Raw genomic sequence first — 16,038 nt, 5'->3', positions numbered from 1 at the left:
CCGAGGGTGTCCGAGAGCGAGCAGGAGCGCGCGCCGCGCGGGATCGACACGACGAGACCCAGCGTCTCGCGGGTCTACGACTTCATGCTCGGCGGCAAGGACAACTACGAAGCCGACCGGATGGCCGCGCGGCGGGCGCTGGAGGTCGCGCCGGACGCGCCCCAGGCGGCGCGGGCCAACCGCGAGTTCCTGGGCCGGGTGGTGCGCTTCCTCGCCGGAGAGGCCGGCATCCGGCAGTTCCTCGACATCGGCTCCGGCCTGCCCACGCAGGGCAACGTGCACGAGATCGCCCAGGCGGTCGCGCCCGGCACGCACGTCGTCTACGTCGACCACGACCCGATCGTGCTCGTCCACGGCCGGGCCCTGCTGGCCGTGGACGACACCACCACCGTGGTCGAGGCCGACCTGCTCGACCCCGAGGCGATCCTGCACAACCCCGAGGTCCGGCGGCTGATCGACTTCGACCGGCCGGTGGCGCTGCTGCTGCTCGGCATCCTGCACCACCTGGCCGACCACGAGGACCCCGGCGGCATCACCCGCCGGCTGATGGACCGCCTGGTGCCGGGCAGCTACCTCGCCGTCTCCCACTTCCACAACCCCGGGCCTGAGCTGCCCGAGGTGTCGCGGCAGGCGTACTCGGCGGAGAAGGTCTTCAACGAGACGATGGGCACCGGGCGGTGGCGCACCCGCGCGGAGATCCTCGCCTACTTCGACGGGCTGGACCTGCTGGAGCCCGGCCTGGTGCCGCTGCCGGAGTGGCGGCCGGGCGAGGACGACCACGCCACGCCCGGCATCACGTACCACACGTTCGTCGGCGGGGTGGCCCGCAAGCCCGAGCTCTGACGGCTCAGAGCGCCCCGGCGTAGACCCAGCGCCCGTCCAGCCGGACGAACCGGCTGTGCTCCTCCATGTCGCCCGGCCGCCCGCGCTCCACGTAGTGGGCGCGGAAGCGGACCGTGCCCTCGGTGTGCACGACGCTGCCGCCCGTGGTGGCCAGGATCTCCAGGCTGGTCCAGCGCAGCCGCCGGTCGAGGTCGAGCCGGACCGGGCGGCCCGCCGGGTGCCAGGTGCGCAGCAGGTAGGCCGCGTCGCCGACGGCGAACGCGCTGAAGCGCGAGCGCATGAGCTGCTCGGCGGTGGCCGCCGCCGCCTCGCCGCGGTGCAGCCTGCCGCAGCAGTCGTCGTAGGGGGCGGGCAGGCCGCAGGGGCACGGTCGGGCGGGCATGCGCCCTATTGTGCACCCAGCCGGCGGGCCAGGGCGGTCAGGGTCGCGCCGAGCGGGGCGTCCACGAGCAGCGCCGCGTCGGCGTCGCCGCCGGTCGGGCCCTGGTTGACGATCGCGATCGGGACGCCGCGCGCCGCCGCCCGCTGCACGAACCGCAGCCCCGACCTGATCGCCAGCGAGGAGCCGAGCACGAGCAGCGCCCGGGCGCTCTCCACGACGGCGAAGCACTCGTCGACGCGCGGGCGGGGGACGTTCTCGCCGAAGAACACCACGTCCGGCTTGAGCAGGCCGCCGCACCCCGTGCAGTCGACCACGCGGAACCCGGCGACCTGCTCGTCGGTGAGCACCGCGTCGCCGTCGGGGTTGATCACGTCGCTGGTGACCGCCCAGCCGGGATTGGCCTCGCGCAGCCGGCGGTCCAGCTCGGCGCGCGAGGTGCGCTCGCGGCAGCTCAGGCACATCACCCGGTCGAGGCCGCCGTGCAGCTCGATCACCCGGTCCGCGCCGGCCGCCTGGTGCAGGCCGTCGACGTTCTGGGTGACGATGCCGCTGACCAGGCCGTGCCGCTCCAGCGCGGCCACGGCCCGATGCCCGGCGTTGGGCCTGGCCAGGTCCATCTGCCGCCAGCCGACGTGGCTGCGCGCCCAGTAACGCCGTCTCGCCTCCTGGCTGGCCACGAACCGCTGGTAGGTCATCGGCTCAGCCTGCCGCGCCCGCCCGGTCGGCCCCCGGTAGTCGGGGATGCCCGACTCGGTGGACAGCCCGGCGCCGCTCAGCACCGCCACCCCGCCCCGGCCGACCAGCTCGTCGAGCTCGTCGAGCCCACCGGGTGACGCCTTCATGGTGCTGCCTAGTGTCACGCCTTCCATGGTGCCCGACGCACCCCCATGCCCGGTCACCCCTCCCCCTACGGCGGCGCCCGACGCACTGCCGCCCCCCGGTCACCCCCACCCGCTACCGCAGCGCCCCACACGGCGCCGCGCCCGATCACCCCCTCCCCACTACCGGAGTGCCCGACGCAGCGCCGTGGCCCGACGCGGTGCCGCGCCCGGTCACCCCCTCCCCACTACCTCAGGACGCCGGCCGCCGCGAGTTCGGCTGTCAGGCGGCGGCGGGCGGGCTCGGCCAGGTGGTCGAGGGCGTGCGGGTCGGCGGCCAGGCGGCTGACCGGGGCGACCAGGAGGTGGTGCAGCCGGATCGAGCGGCCGGAACGCAGGTTGACGGCGAACGTCCCCGGCCCCCGCCCGTCGGGGCCGGCGCCCGCGACGACCTCCGTGCAGGGATCCCAGGCGGCCCCCGGCGGGCCGGGGGCGGCGGGCCCGGCGACGGAGCAGGCCGCCAGTCGCCCGGCCGGCAACCCCGGCAGCCGCTCCACCCACCGCCGCAGGAGGATCGCGACCTCGTCCGGCGACATGCCGCCCGGCGCGTCGAACTCCGCCCACCGGGCCAAGTCGTGGCCCGCGCGAGGCGGCCGCATCAGCACCTCGCCCGCCGTCCAGGGCGCGCGCACCCCCATCCGGTACGGCCGGACCCCCGCCGGCCGTACGCCCGCGAGCCCGCCCGCCAGCAGTTCCATCGACTCCTCCGCCGCCTCGGCGCTGACGCCGGGCGCGCCCACGGCCAGCTCGCCCGTCATCGGCACGCCCGGCGGGAGCGCGGCCCGCAGGCGGCGCAGGTCGGCGGCCCCGCCGGTGAGGCCGGTGGCCACGCCCAGGAAGTCGACCCGGGTGAGCATCAGCGTCAGTCCGCGGCACCGGGCCAGCGCCTCCCCCGGGAGCGCCGCCGCCCGCGCCACGTCCAGCCGCCCCGCCCACGGCCCCCCGCCACCGGGCACCGACCGCTCCCCCACGACCCACCGCACCGGCTCGACGCCCCCGCGTCCCGAGCCGATGACTTCCCCTCCGCCGGCCCGCAGGACCCACCCGTCAGGAGAAGCGGCCCCCACATCCCCGCGCCCCCAGCTGACGGTTTCCCCTCCGTCGGCCTGCAGGGCCCATTCGTCCGGAGAGGTGGCCCGCGTGTCGGCGCGGGCGGTTTCGCACCAGGGCGGTCTGATCAGGTGCTCGGGGGACCAGGCGTCCCATCTCACCCCGGCGAGCTCGGGGATCCGCCGCAGCGCCGCCCGGTGCTCGGCGACGTGGCGGCCGCACAGGGTCATGCCCTCCCCCAGGGCGGCGACCAGCGCGAACGCGGCCGGGAGCTGGTCGGCGCGGTCGATCACGATGTGCGCCCGCCGCCCGCGTGTCACCTCCCTGGCCAGCTCGATCTCGGGCGCGAACAGCTCGCACCGGCGGGCGGCGCCGAGCAGGTCGCGGCTGCTCTCCTCGCTGCCCTCGGTGAGCTCCAGCCCGTCCACGGCGAGCCGGACGGCAGGATCGGCGGCCAGGCCCAGCGCGGCGCCGACGGCCCGTACGTGGGCGTCGTCGTACGCCCCCCGCGCCAGGATGGCGGCCGCCGCCCGCCCGATCAGCGCCGTGAGCGGCCCTCCCGGACGCCGGTCGGCGGCGGCCCGGAGCCGGGCGGGGTCGGCGAGCCGCCGGACGAGGTGCTCGTTGAGGTCGAGGAGCGCCATCCCTGGGGGCGGCGCCACCACGGTGGTGAAGTCCGCCAGCGGAGGCACGACGAGCACGTCCATCAGGCGCGTTCCTCCGTCCCGGGACAGGGGTGGGGACGGGGACGCGGGCACGGCCCGGCGCCGGGACGCCGGGCGGGCCGCAGGTAGACGCAGCGGAGCACGGCGGCGAAACGCAGCCCGCCCTCGCGCAGCCAGCAGTCGTCGGGTCCCGGCAGGGCCTCGGTGAGCGTGAGCCGGTTGCCGGCGGCCTCGGCGAGGGCGGCCAGCTCGGCGATGAGCGAGGGAGCGCGGGTGTCGACGTAGAGGGGGTGCCGGCCGGCGGCCGCGAAGAAGGTGCGGGGCAGGTCGTGCGCCTCGCGCAGCCGGGCCATGGCGAGCAGCAGGTCGCGCTCGCCCGAGCCCGAGGCGTGCCGCAGCGGCTCGGACGCGGCCCGCCCGAGCTGCCAGCGCCGCCGCGCGAGCACGACGTTCCCCCAGGTGATGCGGGGCAGGGCGGGCAGGCAGGGCAGGGCGGGAGGGCGGAGCCCCGGCAGCGCGAGCGCGATGCGCAGGGCGCTGCCCGGGCCCGGCCCGCCGTTGTGGAACATCAGCGTCTCGCCGGTGCCCTTGGCGCGCAGCACGGCCCGGTGGCCGTCGCTGTGGACGTAGAGCTCGCCGAGTCCGAGGCGGCGCCGCCGGGGACCGGCCGTCGCGCCGCCGTGCTCCAGGACGGGGCCGGGCAGCTCCAGCGGGAGCAGGCCGTCGGCGCGCGGCGCGACGACGTTGAGCGCGGTGAAGCCGTCGAGCACGCGGGCCACGGCGGCGTCCCGTTCGGCGACGAGCGCGGCGCCGTCGCGGACGGGCGGCGGCTCCCACGGGCCGAGCCTGGGCGCGTCGTGAAGCGCGTCGATGACCAGCGGGGTGACGCCCCCTTCGTACGCCTCCAGCGACGCCGCCGCCACCATGACGTCGGCCGCGCAGAGCACGGGCGCCCCCGGCGGCACGGGCTCGCCGGCCACCTCGGCCAGGTCGAGGACGGCGGCGCCGGCCGGCGCGGCGCGGACGAGCCCGGCGATCCGGTCGCCGTGGCACACCTCGAGGTCGCCGGCCGCGCCCAGCGCCTCGGCCAGCGGGAAGGTCCCGGCGCCGAGCCGGGCGGCGAGCAGCCGGTTGGTGCGCAGCCGGGTCAGCTCGGCCTCCTCGGCGAGCAGGGCGAGCGCGGCGGGCACGCGTTCGCGCAGGTCGGCGGCGAGCGGCCCGCCGGCGGTGAGGCGGAGGGTGCCGGCGGCGGCCTCGTGCACGATGAGGCGTTCGTCGCGCCCGGCCCGCTGCCCGCCGCCGGCGAGGGCCTCGATGCGGCTCTGCACGGCCAGCTTCACCTCGGGCGCCGCGGCCGGGTAGTGCTCCAGCAGGCCGGCGATCTCGCGGGCGCGCCGCGCGACGGGCAGGTCTGTGCTGCCGGCGGCGCGGGGGCCGGCGAGCGGCCACCGCCGCTCCTGGGCGGGCACGCCGCGGGCGGCCACGAGGCCGTGTTCCTGCACGGCGGGCTCGTCGTCGCCGGGCAGCCGCGCCAGCAGCCAGCCGACCGGGTCGGGGACGGTGGCGGGCGGGCACAGGTCGTGGGTGAGCAGCCCGCGGCGCACCGCGACGGCGAGCGCGGCCGAGGCCCGTTCCATGCTGATGCCGCAGTCGGCGGCGATCTCGGCGACGGTGCGGCGGCCGTCGCAGCGGGCGGCGAAGGCGGCGGCGTCGCGCGGGGGCGTCGCGCCGGCGCGCAGTCGGGGCACGAGCCCGGCGACGACGGCGGGGTCGGCGAGGAGGCGCTGCTGGAGCGCCTCGCCGACGCGGGCGGCGGGGTAGGCGTGGCGGCCGGCGAGCTCGCGGTATCCGGCCCAGGTGTAGCCGCTGGGGAGGGCGGGCTCGACGCGGGCGGCGCCGGTGGGGGCGTGGAAGCCGGTCGGGGCGGCCCGGGTGGCCAGCCGCTGCACGTGGGAGGCGAGCTTCGCGGGATCGGCGGGGCCGCGCCGCAGCTCGCGGTAGGCGGCGGGGGCGGAGCAGACCAGGGCGTCGAGGAAGCGCTCGTCGGAGGCGACGCCGGCGACGGCCGCCCTGGTCAGCGCCGTGTCGGCGGCGACCACCTCGGCGAGGGCGAGCCTCGCCTCCTCCAGCAGGCCGGTGACGTGGTTCCAGTCGGCGAGCCAGTCCTCGGGGCCCGGGGTGCCGGGCGGCAGGGGCCGCAGGCGGCGCAGGCGGCCGCGGAGCCCGCGCGGCAGCCGGGGGGCGTCCGTCCGGCCGGGGTGCGGGCCGGCCGGACGGGCCTCGCGGCGGGCGGGCGCGCCGGCGAGCAGGCCGAGGGCCCGTGTCTCCAGCAGCGCGACGGCGGCCGCGGTCTCCGCGGCCCTGGGGCAGGCCAGGGATTGGACGAGCTCCCAGGGGAACCCAGCGGTCCTGACGACCGCGGCCGGCAACAGGGTCCACTCGCGGTCTTGCAACGTGCCGGGTTCGCCCATGTACACGTTCCCCTTTCTCGCGGTTATTTTTCGGAATGCGGTAACACAGATATTTACAAGATCATTTACTTCTGTCAATGCGTTCCGTGACGAGAAATCGTCACACTCGGCTAACCCTCTGCACCTGATAAATCCTTTCAAAACCGACATGTCGCCTCATGCGAGTCACGGACGTTTACTTTCCGTAGTCGCGGGCATATCAGGGCTGCACAACCCCGCTCATGACGGCGGAGCGATCGGCGGACAATTTCTTATAGGAATGGCGGGTAATAGCGCGGCTGCTGTTCGCGCCCGGACCGCTCACGCTGTTTTCCGCACCCGCCGAGCTGGGCACGACCACCGGGACGGAGGAACGACGGCGCGGAATGAGGGACGGCCGTGGCGAATGGCGGTGAACGGCGGCGCGTGGGCCCCTCCCTGCCGATGCCGGTGTTCGTGGCGGTGCTCGTCTGCGTCACCGTGGCGCTGATCACCCTCGACTCGCTCACCAGCACGGCGGTGCGCCTGCTGCCCCTCCTGGTCTTCCTGCCCTCGATCGTGTCGGGGCTCGGCAACGTGCGCCAGACCGCGTTCGCGTCCGTGTGGGTGGTGCTGGTGATGGGCGGCACGCTCGCCTACCTCGGGGCCGACCTGGACGACAACCTGCTCGCCGCGGGGTTCGCGGGGCTGTTCGGCGTGGCGGCCGTGATCAGCTGCCGCTACCGGGTGCACCGCGAGGAGGAGGTCTACCGGCTGCGCTCGGCCGCGGCGGCGCTCCAGCGGCAGATCGTCCGCCCGCTCCCCCTGCGCAGCGGCGACGTCCTGGTGGACGGCCTCTACCAGCCGGTCGAGGAGGACGCGATGGTGGGCGGCGACATGTACGAGGTGGCCGCCTCCCCCCACGGCACCCGCCTGCTCATCGCCGACGTGCAGGGCAAGGGCCTGCCCGCGATCGGCACCGCGCTCGCCGTGCTCGGGGCCTTCCGCGAGGCCGCCTACCGCGAGGCCACCCTGATCGGGGTGGTGGAGGCGATGGAGTCGGCGGTGACCCGGCACAACCTGGGCGCCGGCCGTGGTGGCGAGCCCGAGCGCCTGGTGACCGCCCTGGTGCTGGACATCCGCCGCGGCCCGGTGGTGGAGGCGGTCAACTGCGGGCACATCGCCCCGTACATCATTCACGACGGGCGGGCCTACCAGGCCGCGCTCGGCGAGCCCGCGGTGCCGCTCGGCCTGGCCGGGCTGGCTCCCGGGCCGCGTGCCGTCGCCTGGTTCGCCTTCCCCACCGGGGCGACCATGCTGCTGTGCACCGACGGCGTCACCGAGGCCCGCGACAGCGCGGGCGCGTTCTACCCGCTGGCGGCGCGGCTGCGTACGTGGGCCAGGCATCCGCCCCGCCGCCTGGCCGAGACCGTCGGCGCGGACGTGCGCAGCTTCACCGGCGCGCCCCCGCGCGACGACATCGCGATCCTGACCCTGACCAGGACCCGCGCGTCGTCATGAACCACTGCGGCAAGTAGCGCGTATCTCCACACATCGGACACGTGGTGTTCCATGGAGGTGTCGTGGAGCTCAGCCTGCTGCGTACACAGGCGCACAGCCCGTCGTACTTCTCACTGCTGCGCGGCTCGGCCGGAGAGCGCGCACCAGTGGACTTCTGCATACCGTGCAACCCGTACTTCCCGACGCCTGAGATCTTCGAGCACCTCGGGAGGAATCTGGAGACGATACTCAAGTTCTATCCGAGCGACGCCGGCACGATCACCGCCGAGCTGTGCGCCACGCTGGGGCTGCACCCCCAGACGGTCGCCATGGGCAACGGCTCCACGGAGCTGATCACCTGGATCGACCACCTGCTGGTGCGCGAGAGCCTGGCGGTGCCGATCCCGACCTTCGGCCGGTGGACCGACCAGCCGCTGGAGACGGGCAAGCGGGTCGACATGTACCCGCTGCTGGAGAGCCGCAACTTCGCCCTCGACGTGGCCGACTACGTCTCGTTCGTCCGCACCCGCGGCTCGCGCGTGGCGGTGATCTGCAACCCGAACAACCCCGACGGCGGCTATCTGCCCAAGCACGAGGTCGTCCGGCTGATGGACGAGCTCATCGACCTCGACCTGGTGATCATCGACGAGTCGTTCGGCGAGTTCGTGGACGCCGAGCCCTGTCCGGGCGTGGCGGCCGAGGCCGCGGTGCGGCCCAACGTGATCGTGCTGCGCAGCCTGGGCAAGAACTTCGGCCTGCACGGCGTCCGCTTCGGCTACATGGTCGCCAACCCGGCGCTGGCGGGGCGGGTGCGCGACGCGCTGCCCAAGTGGAACCTCAACTCCTTCGCCGAGGTCATGGTGTTCATGATGAAGCAGTTCGGCGCCGAGTACCAGGAGAGCCTGCGGCGGCTGTCGAGCGACCGGCGGGCCATGTTCCAGCAGCTCAGCACCATGCCGGGGCTGTCGGTGTACGCCTCGCAGGGCAACTTCCTGCTGGTCAAGCTGCCGCCGGGGCACGACGGGGTGCCGCTGCGCGACCATCTGCTGACCGAGCACGGCGTCTACGTCCGCGAGTGCGGCAACAAGCTCGGCACCACCAGCCAGTTCCTGCGCCTGGTGGTGCGCCCCCAGGAGGACGTGCGGCGGCTGCTCATCGGCATGACCCAGTTCCTGTACTCGGGCAGCCTGCACGAGATCCCGGTGATCGGCCTGCACCACCGGCACGCGAACCCCCTGTCCGCCTGAGCGCTTGGGCGTATGGCGTACGGTACATTGTACGCCGTACACGGAGCTCCCGGGACGATGTACGCTGTCCCGGCTAACTCCTTACGCCCTAAGCAATCTCGCCGACAAAGGGGTCCCGTGGTTCCCACGCACCGCCACGACCACACCGCCGCCGACGGCCACGACCTGATCCAGGTCCGTGGCGCCCGGGAGAACAACCTCAAGGACGTCTCCCTCGACATCCCCAAGCGCCGGCTCACCGTCTTCACCGGGGTGTCCGGCTCGGGCAAGTCCTCGCTCGTCTTCGACACCATCGCCGCCGAGTCGCGCCGGCTCATCGACGAGACCTACAGCGCGTTCGTGCAGGGCTTCATGCCGAGCCAGGCCCGCCCCGACGTGGACGCCCTGCACAACCTGAGCGCCGCCATCATCGTCGACCAGGAGCGCATGGGCGCCAACGCCCGCTCCACCGTGGGCACCGCCACCGACGCGCACACCATGCTGCGCATCATCTTCAGCCGCGTCGGCGTCCCCCACGTCGGCTCCGCCTCCGCCTTCAGCTTCAACCTGGCCGAGGGCATGTGCCCGGCCTGCGAGGGCCTCGGCAAGACCATGGAGATCGACGTGGACGCGCTGGTCGACAGGGAGCTGTCGCTGAACGAGGGCGCCGTCAAGGTCCCCGGCCACGCGGTGGACAGCTGGCTCTGGCAGGTCCTGGCCGGCTCCGGCCTCTACGACCCCGCCGTGAAGCTGAAGGACTTCACCCCGCAGCAGTGGGACGACCTGCTCCACAAACCACCCACCAAGATCAAGTACGGCTCCAACACCTTCACCTACGAAGGGCTCGCCGTCCGGGTCCGGCGCGGCTACCTGGGCAAGGACCGCGAGTCGATGCAGCCGGCCGCCCGCGCCTTCGCCGACCGGGCGCTCAAGCTCACCACCTGCCCCGACTGCGGCGGCTCCCGGCTCAACGAGGCGGCCCGCTCGGCCAGGATCGCCGGGCGCAACATCGCCGAGTGCTCGGCCATGCAGGTCGACGACCTCGCCGAGTTCGTCCGCGGCCTGTCCGCCGAGGCCGTCGGCCCGGTGCTCGACGGCCTGCTCGCCACGCTCGACTCGCTGACCGGCATCGGCCTCGGCTACCTCAGCCTGGACCGCGAGTCGGCCACCCTGTCGGGCGGCGAGGCGCAGCGGGTCAAGATGGTGCGCCACCTCAACTCCAGCCTCACCGACGTCACCTACGTCTTCGACGAGCCGACCGCCGGACTGCACCCGCACGACGTCCAGCGGATGAACGAGCTGCTGCTGCGGCTGCGCGACAAGGGCAACACGGTGCTGGTCGTCGAGCACAAGCCGGAGACGATCGCCATCGCCGACCACGTGGTGGACCTCGGCCCGGCCGCGGGCAGCGGCGGCGGGCAGGTCTGCTACGCGGGCGACCTCGACGGGCTGCGCGCCTCCGGCACGCTCACCGGCCGCTACCTCGGCCACCGGGCCCGGCTGCGCGAGCGGCCCCGCACGCCCTCGGGCCATCTGCGGATCGAGGGCGCGAATCTGCACAACCTGCGCGACGTCACGGTGGACGTGCCGCTCGGCGTGCTGACCGTGGTCACCGGGGTGGCCGGGTCGGGCAAGAGCTCGCTCATCCACGGCTACATCGCCGGCCGCGAGGGCGTGGTCGTGGCCGACCAGTCGCCGATCCGCGGCTCGCGCCGCAGCAACCCGGCCACCTACACCGGCCTGCTCGACCCGATCAGGGCCGCCTTCGCCAAGGCCAACGGGGTCAAGCCCGGCCTGTTCAGCGCCAACTCCGAGGGCGCCTGCCCGGCGTGCAAGGGCATCGGCCTCATCTACACCGACCTGCAGATGATGGCCGAGGTCGCGTCGGTGTGCGAGAAGTGCGAGGGGCGGCGCTTCACGCCGGAGGTGCTGACGTACACGCTGCGCGGCAAGAACATCAGCGACGTGCTCGGCATGTCCGTGGCCGAGGCCGCCGGGTTCTTCACCACCGGGCAGGCCAAGGGCATCCTGGAGCGGATGTCCGCCGTGGGCCTCGGCTACCTCGGGCTGGGGCAGCCGCTGACCACGCTGTCCGGCGGCGAGCGGCAGCGGCTCAAGCTGGCCATCCACATGGCGCGGGGCGGGACGACGTACGTGCTGGACGAGCCCACGACCGGCCTGCACCTGGCCGACGTGGACCAGTTGCTCGGGCTGCTGGACCGGCTGGTCGACGACGGCAACTCGGTGATCGTCATCGAGCACCACCAGGCCGTGATGGCGCACGCCGACCGGATCATCGACCTCGGTCCCGGCGCGGGTCACGACGGAGGCCGGGTGGTCTTCACCGGCACCCCGGCCGAGCTGGTCGCGCACGGCGACACGCTCACCGCCACCCACCTGCGGCAGTACGTGACCGGCTGAGCCTTCAGACCGCCAGCCGGGCGAGGACCCGCGCGAACTCCGGCGGCGGGGCCACCACCAGGCGGGTCTGGCCGCCCCTCATGACGATGTCGGCCTTGATGAGGGTCAGCCGCCCGCCGTGCCACCAGTGCACCTGCGGGCTCAGCCCGCCGGTGCGGGCGGCGTGCACGCGCAGCCGCTCGATGGCGCGCACCACGCCGATCCCGTCCACCGGGTGCACGAGCAGCGTGTACGGATCCGGCAGCACCACCAGCACGCCGTCCGCCGGCACCGGCAGGTAGTCGGCCAGCCACCGCAGGTGAGTGGCCGCCGACGGCGCCGTCCCGGTGAGCCGGAGCACCGGCGTGCCGGACAGCTCGATGGACTCCACCGGCAGCCGCTCCTCGCGGCGCACGTTCGCCACGGCCAGGTCGAGCGCCTGCGCCGTGGGCACGGGCCAGCACCCGGCCTCCTCGGGCCGCACCGGGCGGCCGTGGGCGGTCAGCAGCTCCACCAGGTCGGCGTTGAGGTGGCGGCCGACGATCCTGGCCGGGTCGGCCAGCTCGTCCACCGACTCCACGCGGGTGCGCAGCAGCGGGGCGGCCTGCTCCAGGTCGCACAGGTCCGCGGGCTCTCCCGCGGTGGCCACGGCGTGGGCCAGGTGCTCGCTGACCAGCACGGGCCAGTCTTCCCTGGCCCGCCGTCCCGCCTCGCGGCGCAGCCCGGTGAGCCGGACGGTCAGGGTGGGCTCGCCGTGCAGCGTGAGCGAGCCGCCGTCGGCGGCGAACTCGCAGGTGAAGCCGCGGGACTCGGCGACCAGCGCGAGCAGCGAGTCGAGGTCGGCGTCCGCGTCGGGCCGGCGCGCGGGCTCTCGCTCTCGCTTGAAAAAGCTCACGCGCGCTGTCCCTTTCTTCCGGATTCGTCCCTCCTAGGTTGCCTGCTCCCCATCGCGCTCCGGACCAGACAGGGAGCACGATTCGGTATCGATAACTCCAAGTCTTCCCAGCCAGAGGCTCATTTGCGGCGACCCGTGACCCGCCGGAAGCCCGGCCAGGACGGGCACGCCGAGCGGCGCCAGCCGGTCCCGCAGCACCGGGTAGGGATCGCCGCACTCCACCCACGACCCGAGCGCGATCCCGCGCACCCCGTCGAACGCCCCGGCCTGCAGCAACTGGGTGAGCATCCGGTCGATCCGGTACGGCTCCTCCCCCACGTCCTCCAGGAAGGCGAGACGCCCCTCGAACGACGGCTGCCACCGGGTGCCGCACATGGACGCCAGCAGCGACAGGTTGCCCCCTGACAGCTCGCCCTCGGCCCGGCCGGGCACCAGCACCCGATCGCCGTACACGCTCTCCTGCGCGCCCGACAGGGCCGCCTGGAGGCTCGCCCAGGTGAGCGGCTCGGGACCGTTCTCCCCGCCCAGCAGCTCGCAGGCCGGCATCGGGCCGTGCAGGGTGGACACGCCCAGCTCGATCGCGAAGGCGTTGTGCAGCGCCGTGATGTCGCTGGAGCCGAGCAGCACCTTGGGCCCGGCGGCGCGCATGGCGTCCCAGTCGAGCAGGCCGAGCAGCCGCCCCGCGCCGTAGCCGCCCCGGCAGCAGAACACCGCCTTGACCGCCGGGTCGCACCAGGCGGACTGCAGGTCGGCGGCGCGATCGGCGTCCGCGCCCGCGAGGTAGTCGAGCTCCTGCCGGTCGAGCACGTGCGCGCCCACGACGACCTTCAGTCCGAGCCCTTCCAGCCGCGCCACGCCCTGCCTGAGCAGGGTCGCGTGGGGCGGGCCGGAGGGCGCGACGATCGCGACCGTGTCACCGGGCCGCAGGTCAGCTTGCTGCATCGATCAACTCCTGGACATGGGCCCGCGGCGCGGTTGGCTCGTTCACCAGGCAAACGGTGTCACACTTGTGTCGCGTATGCGACTTCCGCCCCACATCCTCGTCGTCAACGGCGTCAAGGTCCGCCGCCCGGTGTTCCTGCTGGGCGCACCGCACTCCGGCGCCGCACTGCTGGCCCGCGCCCTCAAGCGCTCACCCGGCTTCCACATGACGATGGGCCGGGCGAGCGTGGCGCACGTGCTGTACGCCTTCGCCCGCAAGCCGTCCATCGCCCGCACCTCCGGGGCCGTGCGGGTGCTGCGGGACGCGCTCGCCGAGTCGTGGCAGGTGCTGCCCGGCTCGTGCGGGGAGTGCGCGGCGCCGTGCCGCGAGGCGGGCGGCGTCACCGGCGCGGGGCCGTGCGTGGCCACCGGCGACATCGTGCGCTTCGGCGAGGGCGGCCCCGACCTCATCTACAGCGCGCCGGTGCTGCTCCAGGCCTTCCCCGACGCCCGGTTCGTGCAGCTCGTCCGCGACGGCCGCGACGTCGCCGCCGACATGCTCGCCGATCCCGACTGCCTGGCGTGGTTCCGTCCGGCGATGCTGAGCGGCGGCACCGAGTTCCCCAACGCCTTCCTCGGCGTCAGCAAGGACGAGCACCTCGAACACTGGAAGGAGATGCCCGCGGCGGGCAAGTGCGCCCTGCGCTGGCGCAGCGCCGTGCGGCTGAGCGCCGAGCTGCGCCGCTCCCTGCCCGCCGCTCAGCTCCTGACCCTGCGCTACGAGGACCTGGTGCGCGCCCCCGCGCAGGCGGCGGCCACGCTCGCCGAGCACCTGGAGACGCGGGTGCCGAAGGTCGCGTTGTACGGCCACGAGGCCGCGGCCGGTGCCTGGCGCTCCCGGCTCCGCCCCCAGGACGTGGAGCTGGTGGAGCGGGTGGCGCGCAAGGAGCTCACCCGGCTGGGCTACCTGACGAGCTGAACTGGGTGCGGTAGAGCTCGGCGTACAGCCCGCCGCGCGCCAGCAGCTCCTCGTGCCGGCCGCGCTCGGCGACCCGGCCCTCGTGCACGACGAGGATCTCGTCGGCCTCCCTGATGGTGGAGAGCCGGTGCGCGATCACCAGCGACGTGCGGCCCTCCAGCGCGGTCTTCAGCGCCACCTGCACGGCCGCCTCCGACTCGGAGTCGAGGTGCGCGGTCGCCTCGTCGAGCACGACCACGCGGGGGGCCTTGAGCAGCAGCCGGGCCAGCGCTAGCCGCTGCTTCTCGCCGCCGGACAGCCGGTAGCCGCGGTCGCCCACCACGGTGTCGAGCCCCTCGGGCAGGGACTCGACGAGGTCGCCGATCTGCGCGGCCTTCAGCGCCGCCCAGATCTCCTCGTCGGTGGCCTCCGGCCTGGCGTAGCGCAGGTTGGCCCCGATCGTGTCGTGGTAGAGATGCGGGTCCTGCATCACCACGCCCACGGTGTCGCGGAGCGAGGCGAGGGTGGCCTCACGCACGTCGAGGCCGTTGAGCTGGACGGCGCCCGCGTCGACGTCGTAGAGGCGCGAGACCAGCGAGGTGATCGTGGTCTTGCCCGCACCCGAGTGGCCGACCAGGGCGATGAGCTGCCCGGGGCGGGCGGTGAACGACACGCCCTTGAGCACCGGGTGGGACGGGCCGGTGTCCTGCCTGGCCACCGACTCCAGGCTGGCGAGCGAGACCTCCTCGGCGGCCGGGTAGCGGAAGCGCACGTCGTCGAACTCGATCGTCACCGGCCCCTCCGGCACCGGCACGGCGTCGCGGCGCTCGGCCACCATGGGCTTGAGGTCGAGGATCTCGAAGACGCGGTCGAAGCTGACCAGCGCGGTCATGACGTCCACGTGCACGTTGGACAGCGAGGTGAGCGGGCCGTAGAGGCGCATCAGCAGCGCGGCCAGGGCCACGAGCGTGCCCAGCTCGAAGTAGCCGGTGACCGACAGGACGCCGCCGATGCCGTAGACCAGGGCCGTGGCGAGCGCGGCGACCAGGCCGAGCGCGACGCGGAAGACGGTGCCGTACATGCCGACGCGGACGCCGACGTCACGCACCCGCGCGGCCCGCGCGCCGAACACCTCGGCGTCGTCCTCGGGGCGGCCGTACAGCTTGGCGACCATGGCGCCGGCGACGTTGAAGCGCTCGGTCGTGACCGAGCTCATCTCGGCGTCGAGCTGCATCTGCTCGCGGGTCAGCGCGGACATGCGGCGGCCCACGTATTTGGCGGGGATCACGAAGATCGGCAGCAGCACCAGGGCCACCAGCGTCACCTGCCACGACAGCGCCAGCATGGCGCCCAGCACCAGGACCAGGCTCACCACGTTGGACACGACCGACGACAGGGTGCTGGTGAGCGCGCGCTGCGCGCCGATCACGTCGGTGTTGAGCCTGCTGACCAGGGCGCCGGTCTGGGCGCGCATGAAGAACGCGACCGGCATGCGCTGCACGTGGTCGAACACCTCGGTGCGCAGGTCGTAGATCAGCCCCTCGCCGATGCGCGCGGAGAACCAGCGCTGCACGAGCGTCAGCCCGGCGTCCACCAGCGCGAGCGCGCCGATGGCGACGGCCAGCCAGATCACCACGCCGGTGCGCTTGGGCAGGATGCCGTCGTCGATGATCGCCTTCATCAGCAGCGGGTTGGCGACCACGATCACCGCGCCCGCCACCACCAGCAGCAGGAACGCCGCGATCTGCCTGGTGTAGGGGCGCGCGTAACCGGCGATGCGCCGCGCGATCCCGGGGCGCAGGCGCTGCCTGACCACCGACTCGTCGCGGCGCAACGAGCTCCACACGTGAGGGCCGAAGCCCCCTCCCATCATCGCCATCCGGGGGATCCC

12 protein-coding genes are annotated in these 16,038 nt (G+C 74.2%); 5 read left to right on the top strand and 7 right to left on the bottom strand.

Features of this window, described 5'->3' with window-relative positions; genetic code table 11:
* Nucleotides 1-6: 6 nt before the first annotated feature.
* Nucleotides 7-843: an SAM-dependent methyltransferase gene (locus ACBR40_RS00555; protein WP_344215678.1), complete on the top strand. Its 837-nt coding sequence runs from the start codon at nucleotides 7-9 to the stop codon at nucleotides 841-843.
* Between the two features lie 4 nt (nucleotides 844-847).
* Here the strand turns inward: ACBR40_RS00555 and ACBR40_RS00550 are convergent, their stop codons facing one another.
* The 4 genes from ACBR40_RS00550 to ACBR40_RS00535 all read right to left on the bottom strand — a co-directional run bounded on the left by ACBR40_RS00550 (nucleotide 848) and on the right by ACBR40_RS00535 (nucleotide 6,289).
* On the bottom strand, nucleotides 848-1,225 hold the full coding sequence (locus ACBR40_RS00550; protein ID WP_371246976.1) for a YchJ family protein: 378 nt from the start codon (nucleotides 1,223-1,225) through the stop codon (nucleotides 848-850).
* A gap of 5 nt (nucleotides 1,226-1,230) precedes the next feature.
* Complete coding sequence (locus tag ACBR40_RS00545) at nucleotides 1,231-2,094, bottom strand: NAD-dependent protein deacetylase (protein WP_371246975.1); 864 nt, start codon at nucleotides 2,092-2,094, stop codon at nucleotides 1,231-1,233.
* A 197-nt stretch (nucleotides 2,095-2,291) separates the two neighbouring features.
* Complete coding sequence (locus tag ACBR40_RS00540; protein WP_371246974.1) at nucleotides 2,292-3,860, bottom strand: hypothetical protein; 1,569 nt, start codon at nucleotides 3,858-3,860, stop codon at nucleotides 2,292-2,294.
* Entirely contained in the window at nucleotides 3,860-6,289 is a 2,430-nt protein-coding gene (locus ACBR40_RS00535) for a lantibiotic dehydratase (RefSeq protein ID WP_371246973.1), read from the bottom strand. Before ACBR40_RS00535 ends, ACBR40_RS00540 begins: the two co-directional genes overlap by 1 nt.
* Nucleotides 6,290-6,667: 378 nt before the next feature.
* Here ACBR40_RS00535 and ACBR40_RS00530 point away from each other — a divergent pair, with 378 nt between their 5' ends.
* From ACBR40_RS00530 to ACBR40_RS00520, 3 genes are all read left to right on the top strand, one after another.
* Complete coding sequence (locus ACBR40_RS00530) at nucleotides 6,668-7,768, top strand: PP2C family protein-serine/threonine phosphatase (RefSeq protein WP_371246972.1); 1,101 nt, start codon at nucleotides 6,668-6,670, stop codon at nucleotides 7,766-7,768.
* 62 nt (nucleotides 7,769-7,830) lie between these two features.
* Nucleotides 7,831-8,994 carry a histidinol-phosphate transaminase gene (locus ACBR40_RS00525; protein WP_344215690.1) on the top strand — a complete coding sequence of 388 codons (1,164 nt, stop codon included), beginning with the start codon at nucleotides 7,831-7,833 and terminating at the stop codon, nucleotides 8,992-8,994.
* A 117-nt stretch (nucleotides 8,995-9,111) separates the two neighbouring features.
* The gene (locus tag ACBR40_RS00520; protein WP_371246971.1) at nucleotides 9,112-11,394 is read left to right on the top strand and encodes an ATP-binding cassette domain-containing protein; all 2,283 of its coding nucleotides are present in this window, start codon (nucleotides 9,112-9,114) and stop codon (nucleotides 11,392-11,394) included.
* Nucleotides 11,395-11,398: 4 nt separating this feature from the next.
* Here the strand turns inward: ACBR40_RS00520 and ACBR40_RS00515 are convergent, their stop codons facing one another.
* Together ACBR40_RS00515 and ACBR40_RS00510 are read right to left on the bottom strand one after the other, a co-directional pair.
* A complete protein-coding gene (locus ACBR40_RS00515) occupies nucleotides 11,399-12,268 on the bottom strand; it encodes a hypothetical protein (protein WP_371246970.1) in 870 nt (289 codons plus the stop codon).
* Nucleotides 12,269-12,301: 33 nt separating this feature from the next.
* On the bottom strand, nucleotides 12,302-13,210 hold the full coding sequence (locus ACBR40_RS00510; protein ID WP_371246969.1) for an LD-carboxypeptidase: 909 nt from the start codon (nucleotides 13,208-13,210) through the stop codon (nucleotides 12,302-12,304).
* Between the two features lie 76 nt (nucleotides 13,211-13,286).
* Between ACBR40_RS00510 and ACBR40_RS00505 the strand changes: the two genes are divergently transcribed.
* Nucleotides 13,287-14,168, top strand: a complete 882-nt coding sequence (locus ACBR40_RS00505; RefSeq protein ID WP_344215698.1) for a sulfotransferase — start codon at nucleotides 13,287-13,289, stop codon at nucleotides 14,166-14,168.
* Here ACBR40_RS00505 and ACBR40_RS00500 read toward each other — a convergent pair.
* Nucleotides 14,140-16,026: an ABC transporter ATP-binding protein gene (locus tag ACBR40_RS00500; protein WP_371246968.1), complete on the bottom strand. Its 1,887-nt coding sequence runs from the start codon at nucleotides 16,024-16,026 to the stop codon at nucleotides 14,140-14,142. The two genes, ACBR40_RS00505 and ACBR40_RS00500, sit on opposite strands and share 29 nt — an antisense overlap.
* Between the last annotated feature and the right edge of the window lie 12 nt (nucleotides 16,027-16,038).

This window comes from Nonomuraea sp. AD125B (assembly GCF_041402765.1).
Taxonomy (GTDB): Bacteria; Actinomycetota; Actinomycetes; order Streptosporangiales; family Streptosporangiaceae; genus Nonomuraea; species Nonomuraea bangladeshensis.
The sequence above is the reverse complement of the archived record's forward strand: the minus strand, read 5'-3'. Positions and strand labels throughout refer to the sequence as shown.

Excerpts from the sequence above, each read along its gene's own strand:
- ACBR40_RS00535 (WP_371246973.1), bottom strand. The coding sequence starts at position 6,289 with ATGGGCGAACCCGGCACGTTGCAAGACCGCGAGTGGACCCTGTTGCCG.
- ACBR40_RS00545 (WP_371246975.1), bottom strand. The coding sequence starts at position 2,094 with ATGGAAGGCGTGACACTAGGCAGCACCATGAAGGCGTCACCCGGTGGG.
- ACBR40_RS00550 (WP_371246976.1), bottom strand. The coding sequence starts at position 1,225 with ATGCCCGCCCGACCGTGCCCCTGCGGCCTGCCCGCCCCCTACGACGAC.
- ACBR40_RS00500 (WP_371246968.1), bottom strand. The coding sequence starts at position 16,026 with ATGGCGATGATGGGAGGGGGCTTCGGCCCTCACGTGTGGAGCTCGTTG.
- ACBR40_RS00510 (WP_371246969.1), bottom strand. The coding sequence starts at position 13,210 with ATGCAGCAAGCTGACCTGCGGCCCGGTGACACGGTCGCGATCGTCGCG.
- ACBR40_RS00540 (WP_371246974.1), bottom strand. The coding sequence starts at position 3,860 with ATGGACGTGCTCGTCGTGCCTCCGCTGGCGGACTTCACCACCGTGGTG.
- ACBR40_RS00505 (WP_344215698.1), top strand. The coding sequence starts at position 13,287 with ATGCGACTTCCGCCCCACATCCTCGTCGTCAACGGCGTCAAGGTCCGC.